The organism is Streptococcus parasanguinis, assembly GCF_001073155.1.
Classification (GTDB): Bacteria; Bacillota; Bacilli; order Lactobacillales; family Streptococcaceae; genus Streptococcus; species Streptococcus parasanguinis_D.
Genome location: NZ_JVEE01000051.1, coordinates 24,239 through 34,467, shown reverse-complemented (window position 1 = coordinate 34,467; position 10,229 = coordinate 24,239). Strand labels below are relative to the sequence as shown.

Genomic DNA, 10,229 nt, shown 5'->3' with positions numbered 1-10,229 from the left:
ATGTAAAAATCTTCCATGGCGCTGTAAAGCACTTCTTCGACTGACATAGGAAGACGGTGGATCTCATCGATAAAGAGGACATCGCCCGGCTCTAGATCATTGAGGATGGCTACCAAGTCACCAGCCTTTTCAATGACAGGACCAGAAGTCTGCTTGAGATTGACACCCAGTTCATTGGCAATGACAAAGGCCATGGTGGTTTTCCCCAGTCCCGGAGGACCAAAAAGAAGGACATGATCCAGTGCTTCATCCCGAAGCTTAGCCGCCTCAATAAAGATTTTCAGCTGGTCCTTGACCTTATCTTGACCAATATATTCATGTAAATATTGCGGGCGCAACGTCCGTTCAACGGCCTCTTCATCGCCCATGATTTCATTGTCTAAAATTCTACTCATACAGTCTATTATAGCAAAAAATGATACCTTCGGTACCATAAATAGAATGTGTTTTTTAAAGATCCTGGTTCTCACTAGCGTTCGAACTGCGTCAACATACCTAAACTCACTAACGTTTGCTAAGAAATAAGGAACGTAGTTTTCACTCCGCTCAAACTGCATCAATGTACCTAAGCTCACTAACGTTCGCTAAGGTACATAGAAAAAAGCCACCGGTTTTGGTGGCTCTTATAGGGAGATTATTATGAAAAAGTTTTAGGAGTTTTATCATTCAAAGTTAGGAGGTCTTTGATGATGGTATTAGTATACGATAGGAAGCTTAAACTTTCCTTATAGTTTTTCTAAAAAATTTTTTTCGAGAAAAAGAGGAGGTCTCAAGCAAGGATTTCACATCCTTGTTTGGCCACTCCCCTTTCCTCCTTATTTCTTAGCGATGGCATGGTAGCTAGTCTTGCTGGTGAAGACTTGACCTGCTCTCAAGATGACCTTTTCAGCTTGGTCACTGTGAATGGCGTCTGGCACTGTTTGGAATTCTAGAGCCAAGCCATTGTGCTGAACCATTGGTTGGCCTTGCAGATGAACAGTTTCGTCTACGAAATTGGCTGAATAAACTACCAAGGCTGGGGCTTCTGACTTAAAGGTCAAAAAACGTCCAGATGGCTGATGGTAAAGAAAGCCGGCATTTTCATGCCCTTCTGGAAGAGCAAATGGATGGTCTAATCCTTCTACCAGACGGATTTGCGGATCAGAGTCCTTAAAAAGATCCTCCAAGAGCATTGCTTGGTAGAGATGCTGGACAACAGGACTTTCTCTATCCACGGTCTGAAGAGGAACACCGTCTGGATGGATAGGGTAAAGCCCTTGATGGTTGATCTGAAAGACATGGTCATTGATCGGCTGGGTGAAGTTGCCTGATAGGTTGAAATAGCTGTGGTTGGTCGGGTTGACCAAGGTATCTTGATCCGTTTCTACCCGATAGGCAATCTCAAGTTCACCATCTTCCGTCAAACCATAGGTTACCCAGACCTTGAGATTTCCAGGGAAACCACCGGTTCCATCTGCACGTTCTGTGTATAGGGTAATTTCCTGATCCGTTACCGACTCCACGCTAAACAAAGCGCTGTCCCAGCCTGTTGATCCACTGTGGTTGCAGTTAGCACCGTTATTAGCTTCCAAATGATAGGTCTCTCCATTGAGTTCAAAACTTGCCCCTGCAATCCGGCCTGCTACCGGGCCAATACTAGCCCCATATTTAGGGCTATTGCCCACATAGTCCTCAAAGCGATCAAAGCCTAGAATAATATTCGTAAACTGGTCTTCTTTATCCGGTGTCACATATTCTAAGATCGTCGCCCCATAGGTCATGACAGATAATTGGTAGCCCTTGTCATTTTCGAGGCGATAAGCCCGAACCTCTTGATTCTGCCATTCTCCAAACACGCTTTCTTGATACTGTTTCACAAACCTTCTCCTCTCACTGTTTTTCTCCATTGTATCAGTTTCACAAGAAGAAACACTCCACTTTTTATAGAAAATTAGTGGCTATTCTTTATGAAATGGATGAATGATCACCCCTTGAACAACCCGATTGACGGTACCAGTCGGTGAAGGTGTGTCTGGGCGATTTTGCACCTTGAGCGAAGTCAAGAGAGAAATCAATTGACCGTAGATAATGTAAGGGAAGGCACGGTAGATATCTAGTGAGTCTGCAGAAGCTTCCACTAACACTTCCCGTACATGCTCGATCCCTGCAGCTTGATCGGTCAAGAGGACGACTTGACGGGCAATCTGATCTCCTGCAACTTCGCGAACTAAGTCCAGATCATACTGACGGGTATAAGGATCAATGGATCCAAAGACCAAGACGAGAGTTTGGTCATTAATGAGGGATTTTGGACCGTGACGGAAACCGACAGGACTCTCATACATGGTTGCGATTTTGCCTGCTGTTAATTCCAAAATCTTGAGCTGGGCTTCATGAGCTAGACCAAAGAAAGGTCCTGCCCCCAGATAGATCACGCGCTCAAAGTCTAGATCGACCACTTCTTTGACCGCACGGTCCTTCTCCAAGATTTGCTCAGATAGATGAACCAGCTCTTCTACTCGTTTTTCCTTGATCTCTTCCTCGCTTGGATCAAAGACCAAGAGAGCTGTCAAGAGCATGGAGGTGAAGCTGGATGTCATGGCAAAGCCGGCATCATTGGTTTCTTTAGGTTGGAGAAGCAAGAGATTGCGCTCATCCCCATGCGCCTGCAAAGCCAGTTTTCCTTCTTCAGCACAGGTAATGGTGATCTGATAGAGCTCATCGACCAGGTCTTGGGCCAACTGCACGGTGGCGACACTTTCTGGCGAATTACCACTCCGGGCAAAGGATACTAAAACCGTCGGAACCTCTTTTTTCAAATAGGTTTGAGGATGAGCTACGATATCCGTCGTCGCAATGGATTGGAAATTCCAGTGGCGTTCATCATGCACTTCCTGCAAGTAAGGAACCAAGGTATCACCCACATAGGCTGAGGTCCCTGCCCCTGTCAAGATGACCTTGATATAGTCATGCTCTTGTCCAATCTTTTCTAAGAAAGCTTTTATTTCCGCTTTTCTTTCTTGGTACAAGCGAGCCGTTTCTTTCCAAACCCTTGGTTGTTGGTAAATCTCACGTGTTGTGATCTCTGCTCCTAGCTCCTGCAAGTCTTCTTTTGTATAGTCTAACATAGAACCTGTTGTTCCTTTCTACAATCTAACGTTGATAAATGGGAAAGGAGTCTGAGATGATGCTCCCAGACTCCCCTACCAACCTACTCATCTTCATCATCATCAAGGTTTGACAAGAGGTCATTTACCTTGACAATACTTTCTTTTGCACGTTCAGGGTAGTCCCCTTCATTACCAGTCAGGCTACTATTGATGAATTCGATGACCATCGGAAGATTCATCCCTGCGTATAAGTCAATCGCACGTCCTTCAAGGATCAAGCGACTCACAGTGTTGCAAGGAGTTCCTCCCAAGAGATCGGCAAATACAATATAGTCTTCTAGACCTTGGACTGTTGCTTCAAATTTAGCGGTAAAGTCTTCTGGCCCTTCTTCTGGTAAGAGTGCAACCGTATGGATGGATTCTTGTGGCCCCATAATCATCTCTGTGCTAGCTTTAAGCTCTTCACAAAAGCGACCATGGCTGACCAGTACTAACTCTTTTGCCATACCCTACTCCATTACTGCATGCCGAAGCAGAAATGACCAAAGGCAGAGAAGGCAATCGCTGCGACGATAATCAACAAGATAGCTTTAGTTGAGTTCATTCCTTTACGTCCAAGCAACCAGTAAATCACACCTGTGATAATAGCTGGAACCAAGCGTGGGAAGATCAAATTGAGCATGTCTTGGATATCGATGGCTTTGTCCCCGATGTGTGGCATCCAGGTTACATCCACATTGATCATCGTTGCAATCAAGGCACCGACCATGAAGATACCAAGTACAGAAGCTGCTTCGATCAAAGCTGTCAAGGTACTTTGCATGTTGTTGATTAAGTTGGTACCTTCTTTATAAGCGAATTCCAACTGTTTCCAACGGAAGATATCATAAGCAACTGCCACAGCAATCCAAAGGAAGATACCCCATGGTTGACCTTGTGACGCGATGGTTGCTGCAATAGATCCCATAATAGCTGGAACCAAAGATCCAAAGATAGAGTCTCCAAGAGGGGCAAATGGTCCCATGAGACCTGTCTTGATCCCGTTAACCGCATCTTTAGAGTTGACACCATCTTTTTCTTCCAAAGCCAAATCAAAACCAGTGATAATGGTGTGGAAGAATGGAGAAGTATTGAAGAATTGCGTATGCAATTTCATCATTTCTTTCAATTCAGGTGTGCCATCTCCATACATTTTCCGCAATTGTGGAAGAAGCATGTAAAGGTAACCAGAAGCCTGCATCCGTTCGTAGTTCCAACCTAATTGGAAGGTGAAGAGGCTACGTTTGTTGATTTGTTTAAAATCCTCTTTAGTGAGTTTGTAGTTATTAGAATTCGTCATCTTCAATTTCCCCGCTTTCTACATTGCTTGCTGGAGCAGCTACAACTGTACGTTGGCTGTTTTTAAAGTGTTGCACTGCAAGGAAGATACCGATGATGGCAACCCCGATCATAGATACAGATTTGAAGTTGTTTGTGAAGGCAACCATTTGTTCTTTTGGAAGTTTTGCAAACGCATCTGTTCCAAGCATAGCAGAAATTGCAGCACCAACACTTTGAACATTGCTGTAAAGCACTGTCAACATCGCTGTCAAGCCAAAACCAAGGGCAAGATAGTGAAGGTGACGTTTCACAGGCAAGTAGTGAAGCAAGATCGCAAATCCAAGACCAGGAAGCATACGTCCTGCAAGAGTCAAGCCGTTTGCGAACCATTGATATTTTGCAACAAAGTCAACAACAGATTGGACAAAAGCACCACCAAAGGCAAGAGCCAAGAAGACTGGAAGGGCACGAGAGAGAGCCCAAGGAACAGCACCAAGAAGGTAGTTGCGTTCAATTCCTTTATAATCAAAGCGTTCGATCGCCGCATCAATACGGTGTGCAAAGGCAGTAGTACTCATACGGCCAAGGATATCTGCATAGGTCAAGAGAGCAGCTACGGGAACGGCAATAGTTGAAATCGCAATTTCTGGTTTAATACCTTGCGCTACTGAAAAGGCAGTTGCAAGAACGGCACCAGAAGTGGCGTCAATACGAGAAGCTCCACCGAAAGTACCTACACCGAGCACTGTCAATTGGAGAGACGCTCCGATAAAGAGACCTGTTCCTAAATCCCCCATAACAAGTCCTGTAATGAAACCAGCAAAGACTGGTGAGCCTGCTGATGAAACAATCGTCAACTCATCACAGATTTGATAAGCTGAGTACAAAGTAAGTAGTAAAATTTGCCACCATTGTATCATGACAATTTCCTCCTAAAAATTTTCTTTTACTTTAATAACTTCATAAAGTCTTCTGCAGTGTCGTTTGGCACCATTTGAGACGTAATCTTTACACCTTTTTCGTGGATCTTGTTGAAGTCTTCCACATCCGCATCCACCACATTGATCGAGCGGGTAATCGCGCGTGTCTCATCGGATTGAGACATATTGCCGACATTCAGCGTTTCAAGCTGAACGCCTGCTTCGATCAAACGAAGGAAACGATCAGGTTTGCGAGCTACGATAAAGAGTCGTTGGCTATCATATTTTCCAGCCAAGATATTTTCCGCAGCCTTTGCGACTGGCAAGATACTGAGCTTAACACCCGGCGGTGTCGCTAGTTTCAAGCCACTTTTTTCGATATCATTTTGAGCGACTTCATCATCGATCACCATGATACGTGAAACATTTAGTTTGGTAGTCCAAAGATTGGCTACCTGCCCGTGGATCAAACGTCCATCAATACGGCATCCTACAATAGTCATAAGTTTTCCCCCTTTACTTCTTTGAATGTAGGTTGTTGAACAAGTTCAAGTGTCTCTTGGTAACGCCCTTCTGTCTCAAAGACGATCAGGCTATTAGCTCCTTCTTTGAGGAAACCATGAGGCACGTAAAGTGAAGTGGTCGGTCCGACTTCCCAGAAACGACCGATATGGTGGCCATTTACAAGAACGATCCCTTTTCCAAATCCAGTCATATCAAGGAAGGTATCCTCAACCTGATCTAGATGAAAAGCAAATTGATAAAAAGCTGGTTGACCTTCTTGCCATTCTTTCGAAAAATCCAAGCGGTCCAGTTGGCTAAAATCAAGCGCATATTGTTTCCAATAAAGCTTGAAATGAAGATCGATACAAACCCCAGTTCGGATTCCTTTTCGTTGGGTATCCGCTAAGAGTTTGTGCCCATAATTGACTCTTCCCATGTTTTCGATCAAGAGTTTTAAGTTTGTAATCGTTTTCTTTTTTCCGTTTAAAAAAAGATCTTGACCGATTTCTTCTTGGTATTGAGTGGCAATCAACTGATCATTGGCATACACCTGTACCCGATCACGCGCATCAATGATACGCAAGCGCTCTTCTTCCGCATCCATTTCCACTTCTGTCTCATAGAGCAGATAGCCTAATGGGTGGTCGATTTCTTCCATGGTCTGTGGGTAAAGACTTTCTGTGACTTGAGCAATCTCGTTTAAATTGCCGAACAAACTAGTCTTTTTGGTCAACTCCAATGTTCGTTCAGATAAACTCGACTTCACAAGCGGATCCATCTGTGGATACTCTGGATAGTAGGTCGCCATCATTTTTTGAATAGCATAATACTTTTCCGTCGGATTGCCCTGCTCATTGAGCAAAGCCCCATAGTCATAGGATGTCACCTGTGGCAAATCAAGCGTACCCCGAGCTGAGCAACCATTCATGAAGCCGAAATTGGTTCCGCCATGAAACATATAGAGATTGATGGAGCCGAGCTCCAAGACCTCATGTACAGCTTCTGCCAACTCCTCTGGGTCCCTTCGAATCACGGGTTCCTTCCAGCGGGTAAACCAGCCATCCCAGAATTCCATACACATCAAGGGCCATTTCTTGCCGTATTCGTCAAAGAATTCTTTCATCTGACCAAAGTTATAGGCTGCTTTGGAACCGAAGTTTCCCGTCACAAAGAGGTCTTCTTCAATCAGGGTTCCTGTTCTTAGCGTTGCTCGCCATGGCCCATCCGATGTAAAGAGAGGACAGGTCACGCCTTTTTCCTTCATCAAATCCCGAATGGCACGCAGATAATCCTTATCTTCTCCATAAGAGCCGTACTCATTTTCCACCTGCATCATGAGGATTGGACCACCTTGATCCACTTGGTAGGGTGTCAACAAGCCAAGCAAGCGATCATAATAACGATCCACCGCTTCGATAAAGGCTGGGTCTGATGAGCGGATTCGCAGGTCTTCTTCCAAGAGCCAGGCTGGTAATCCACCAAATTCCCACTCTGCACAGATAAAGGGCGACGGCCTTACAATCATGTAAAGTCCTAGGGACTGGGCTGTTTGAATGAAACGCTCTAGATCCAATCGACCACTAAAGTCAAACTGCCCTTTGCGGGGTTCATGCGCATTCCAAGGGACATAGGTCTCAACCGTGTTAAAACCCAAAGCCTTTAGATTATACAAGGAATGATACCAGTCTGCTGGGTCAATTCGGAAATAATGGATCGCTCCGGATAAAATCTTGAAGGGTTGATCTTTTAAATAGAAAGCATCGCGAATCTCAAAAACTCCCATAAACGCCCCCTTTCTTATATGTAACCCTTTTCATTTATTAATATAATAAATTATTTAAAAAATGTCAACACTTTTATAAAAAATATGTTAAAATAGGGTTAAATAAGAGAAATCTAAAGAGAGGTAGCACTATGGCAATTCCAAAGTACCAACACATCAAAGATGAATTGAAGCAGCAAATTATCTCCGGAAAATTTGAAAATGGAGATAAATTTTATACTGAAGCTGAACTCATCAAAATTTATGATGTCAGCTCTATCACCGTTGTCCGTGCTTTGAACGACCTCGCTGCTGATGGCTACATTGTCCGTCAGCAAGGAAAAGGAACCTTTGTTTCTCGTGCTCGAAAACACAAACTGGTAGAATTTTCAGATGTTGAAACCTTCCCAATCCAAAAGGCCAAAGTCAAAGTTCTCTCTATTAAACGTGGAAATACCTTGAGCATCCTAGACAAACTAGGCCTCAACCCAACGCAATTCTATTATAAAATCGAACGGACTCGCCATACAGGGGATGATACCTATATCTTCCACCAAACCTATGTTCCCGAACAATACATCAATCCAAACTATCCAAATTTGGAATACTACAGCTCTATCTATGATCGCTTCAAAGAAGACTACCACATTCATATGAATGACGAGCACTTCGAAGAAGTCAACGAAATCGTCTTTCCTACACCAAGCAAGATTGCTAAGGTATTGAAGATCGACGAAAATTTCCCAACGGTCAAACAAGTGAAGATGACCAAGCTAGAAGCGACTGGCCAAATCCTTGAATACACGGAAACTTATAAACGCGGTGATTACTACAAGATCAAGTTCATCTCCTGTGACCGCGATCACTAAGAACCAAAAAGACTGAGACATCTCGGTCTTTTTTATAACTCCATTATAGCATGTTGAAAACGATTTCTAAAGACCTCTTTAAAAATATATATAATTAGTGATAATTTAGCTATAAAAAGTTTAAAAAGAAGCAGATTTCTCTGCTTCTTTTCGTCTATTTTTCAAATTCCCTTTTTCGTTGCGATTAGTCACCCAAACCGATGCGTTCGAAGATTTCATCCACCCGTTTGGTGTAGTAAGTTGGGTTAAAGATTTCATCGATTTCTTCTTGAGTGAGGCGTGATGTCACTTCTGGGTCTGCCTCAAGAAGTGGTTTGAAGTCTACTTGGTTATCCCATGATTGGGCAGTCTTCGGTTGAACAAGGTCGTAAGCTTGCTCACGTGTCATCCCTTTTTCAATCAAAGTCAACATGGCACGTTGGCTGAAGATCAAACCAAATGTAGAGTTCATGTTGCGAATCATGTTTTCTGGGAAGACTGTCAAGTTCTTAACGATGTTTCCGAAACGGTTGAGCATGTAGTCAATCAAGATGGTTGTGTCTGGTGCGATGATACGCTCAGCTGATGAGTGAGAGATATCACGCTCATGCCAGAGTGACACATTTTCGTAAGCTGTGACCATGTGACCACGGATCACACGCGCAAGACCTGTCATGTTTTCAGAACCGATCGGGTTGCGCTTGTGAGGCATGGCTGAAGAACCTTTTTGACCTTTGGCAAAGAACTCTTCCACTTCACGTTGTTCAGATTTTTGAAGACCACGGATTTCTGTAGCCATACGCTCGATCGAAGTTGCGATGCTCGCAAGAACTGCAAAGTACTCAGCGTGAAGGTCACGAGGAAGCACCTGTGTAGAGATTTCTTGAGCACGGATACCCAATTTGTCGCAGACGTATTTTTCAACGAATGGTGGGATGTTGGCAAAGTTACCAACCGCACCAGAAATCTTACCAGCTTCCACACCAGCAGCCGCATGCTCGAAACGCTCGATGTTCCGTTTCATTTCACTGTACCAAGTTGCCAATTTAAGACCAAAAGTTGTCGGTTCAGCGTGCACACCGTGCGTACGACCCATCATGATAGTGAACTTGTGCTCTTTCGCCTTGTCAGCAATGATGTTGAGGAAGTTTTCAAGGTCCTTGCGGATGATGTCGTTGGCTTGTTTGTAGAGGTAACCATAGGCCGTATCTACCACGTCAGTAGAAGTCAACCCATAGTGAACCCACTTGCGCTCTTCACCAAGAGTCTCAGAAACCGCACGTGTGAAGGCCACTACATCATGACGAGTTTGCTGCTCGATTTCCAAAATACGGTCGATGTCAAAGTCCGCTTTTTCACGAATCAAAGCCACATCTTCCTTAGGAATTTCTCCCAATTCAGCCCAGGCTTCGTCTGCCAAGATTTCCACCTCAAGCCAGGCACGGTATTTATTTTCTTCAGTCCAAATGTTCGCCATCTCAGGGCGAGAGTAACGTTCGATCATGTTTTTATTTTCCTTTCTTTTGATGTTTCACATCAGTTAGCAACCAACAGTCTTTTATTCAAACTCTTCTTTTCCAATCCACACAGATGGATAATGACCCAATGTATTCAAATCCGTATCCAGAGGCAGATCATAGATGGCTAAATAGTTTTCAGGGTATTGAGCAGTCAGCTCTTCATACTTAGCTTTCACTTTTTCATGATCGCTACTAGCATACAAGACTTCGACGACTGCTCCTGTCTTGTCCTTCTCAACAAAAGCATTAACAATGAGTTGAATCAT

The 10,229-nt window shown here is 43.9% G+C and carries 11 protein-coding genes; 1 reads left to right on the top strand and 10 read right to left on the bottom strand.

Annotation, left to right across the window (positions count from 1 at the left end; all coding sequences use genetic code 11):
- From ADH92_RS09390 to ADH92_RS09355, 8 genes are all read right to left on the bottom strand, one after another.
- On the bottom strand, positions 1–395 hold a 395-nt coding region (locus ADH92_RS09390), incomplete at its 3' end, for an AAA family ATPase (RefSeq protein ID WP_049498213.1).
- Positions 396–815: 420 nt separating this feature from the next.
- The gene (locus ADH92_RS09385; RefSeq protein WP_049498212.1) at positions 816–1,856 is read right to left on the bottom strand and encodes an aldose epimerase family protein; all 1,041 of its coding nucleotides are present in this window, start codon (positions 1,854–1,856) and stop codon (positions 816–818) included.
- A gap of 81 nt (positions 1,857–1,937) precedes the next feature.
- The gene (locus ADH92_RS09380; RefSeq protein ID WP_049498211.1) at positions 1,938–3,107 is read right to left on the bottom strand and encodes an SIS domain-containing protein; all 1,170 of its coding nucleotides are present in this window, start codon (positions 3,105–3,107) and stop codon (positions 1,938–1,940) included.
- A gap of 83 nt (positions 3,108–3,190) precedes the next feature.
- Positions 3,191–3,595 carry a PTS sugar transporter subunit IIA gene (locus ADH92_RS09375; RefSeq protein ID WP_003002366.1) on the bottom strand — a complete coding sequence of 135 codons (405 nt, stop codon included), beginning with the start codon at positions 3,593–3,595 and terminating at the stop codon, positions 3,191–3,193.
- 11 nt (positions 3,596–3,606) lie between these two features.
- Positions 3,607–4,428, bottom strand: a complete 822-nt coding sequence (locus ADH92_RS09370; protein ID WP_003002374.1) for a PTS system mannose/fructose/sorbose family transporter subunit IID — start codon at positions 4,426–4,428, stop codon at positions 3,607–3,609.
- A complete protein-coding gene (locus tag ADH92_RS09365; protein WP_003013827.1) occupies positions 4,415–5,329 on the bottom strand; it encodes a PTS mannose/fructose/sorbose/N-acetylgalactosamine transporter subunit IIC in 915 nt (304 codons plus the stop codon). The genes ADH92_RS09370 and ADH92_RS09365 overlap by 14 nt, the downstream gene beginning before the upstream one ends.
- Positions 5,330–5,355: 26 nt before the next feature.
- Complete coding sequence (locus ADH92_RS09360; RefSeq protein WP_003009322.1) at positions 5,356–5,832, bottom strand: PTS sugar transporter subunit IIB; 477 nt, start codon at positions 5,830–5,832, stop codon at positions 5,356–5,358.
- Positions 5,829–7,616 carry a glycoside hydrolase family 35 protein gene (locus tag ADH92_RS09355; protein WP_049498210.1) on the bottom strand — a complete coding sequence of 596 codons (1,788 nt, stop codon included), beginning with the start codon at positions 7,614–7,616 and terminating at the stop codon, positions 5,829–5,831. The genes ADH92_RS09360 and ADH92_RS09355 overlap by 4 nt, the downstream gene beginning before the upstream one ends.
- 131 nt (positions 7,617–7,747) lie before the next feature.
- Between ADH92_RS09355 and ADH92_RS09350 the strand changes: the two genes are divergently transcribed.
- Positions 7,748–8,464, top strand: coding sequence for a GntR family transcriptional regulator (locus ADH92_RS09350; protein ID WP_049498209.1), 717 nt, complete (start codon positions 7,748–7,750; stop codon positions 8,462–8,464).
- A gap of 184 nt (positions 8,465–8,648) precedes the next feature.
- On the opposite strand, the gene purB is transcribed toward ADH92_RS09350, so the two are convergent.
- Together purB and ADH92_RS09340 are read right to left on the bottom strand one after the other, a co-directional pair.
- Positions 8,649–9,947 (bottom strand): adenylosuccinate lyase, encoded by a 1,299-nt coding sequence (gene purB, locus ADH92_RS09345; RefSeq protein ID WP_003009314.1) that lies wholly within the window; start codon positions 9,945–9,947, stop codon positions 8,649–8,651.
- Positions 9,948–10,001: 54 nt separating this feature from the next.
- Positions 10,002–10,229: a hypothetical protein gene (locus ADH92_RS09340; protein WP_049498208.1), complete on the bottom strand. Its 228-nt coding sequence runs from the start codon at positions 10,227–10,229 to the stop codon at positions 10,002–10,004.

Bases quoted from the DNA above. Each gene is read 5' to 3' on its own strand.
- ADH92_RS09355 (WP_049498210.1), bottom strand. From the start codon at position 7,616: ATGGGAGTTTTTGAGATTCGCGATGCTTTCTATTTAAAAGATCAACCC.
- purB (WP_003009314.1), bottom strand. From the start codon at position 9,947: ATGATCGAACGTTACTCTCGCCCTGAGATGGCGAACATTTGGACTGAA.
- ADH92_RS09365 (WP_003013827.1), bottom strand. From the start codon at position 5,329: ATGATACAATGGTGGCAAATTTTACTACTTACTTTGTACTCAGCTTAT.
- ADH92_RS09350 (WP_049498209.1), top strand. From the start codon at position 7,748: ATGGCAATTCCAAAGTACCAACACATCAAAGATGAATTGAAGCAGCAA.
- ADH92_RS09340 (WP_049498208.1), bottom strand. From the start codon at position 10,229: ATGATTCAACTCATTGTTAATGCTTTTGTTGAGAAGGACAAGACAGGA.
- ADH92_RS09370 (WP_003002374.1), bottom strand. From the start codon at position 4,428: ATGACGAATTCTAATAACTACAAACTCACTAAAGAGGATTTTAAACAA.
- ADH92_RS09380 (WP_049498211.1), bottom strand. From the start codon at position 3,107: ATGTTAGACTATACAAAAGAAGACTTGCAGGAGCTAGGAGCAGAGATC.
- ADH92_RS09360 (WP_003009322.1), bottom strand. From the start codon at position 5,832: ATGACTATTGTAGGATGCCGTATTGATGGACGTTTGATCCACGGGCAG.
- ADH92_RS09375 (WP_003002366.1), bottom strand. From the start codon at position 3,595: ATGGCAAAAGAGTTAGTACTGGTCAGCCATGGTCGCTTTTGTGAAGAG.